The organism is Peribacillus sp. SIMBA_075 (assembly GCF_046534585.1).
This window is the reverse complement of the sequence record NZ_JAWRYN010001397.1, coordinates 1-243: the sequence shown is the minus strand read 5'-3', so window position 1 is coordinate 243 and position 243 is coordinate 1. Positions and strand designations below refer to the sequence as shown.

Sequence of the window (243 nt, the reverse complement as noted above, 5' to 3'; positions counted from 1 at the left end):
CCGGGATCGGTGTCGCCGGTGCCCGCCGGGAGCGCGACCGACTGGTAGAACTGCTTCGTCCCTCCGCTCTGCACCTTGGCCCGCAGCTCGTCCGAGATGACGGAGTTCATGGCGGGGCTGCCGCGGTCGGGCGGTGCGAGCACGCCCGTGTCCTGCCCGGGCACCCGATAGGCCGCCACCAGCCGGCTGGACGTCGACGCCTGCACACTCTGCAGCACAGTGTTGAGGAGGTTCTTGCCGCCG

1 protein-coding gene is annotated in these 243 nt (G+C 71.2%); it reads right to left on the bottom strand.

The annotated features are described in order from the left end of the window. The coding region (locus tag SB775_RS32925; RefSeq protein ID WP_410865490.1) for a hypothetical protein at nucleotides 1–243 on the bottom strand (243 nt) is incomplete at both ends.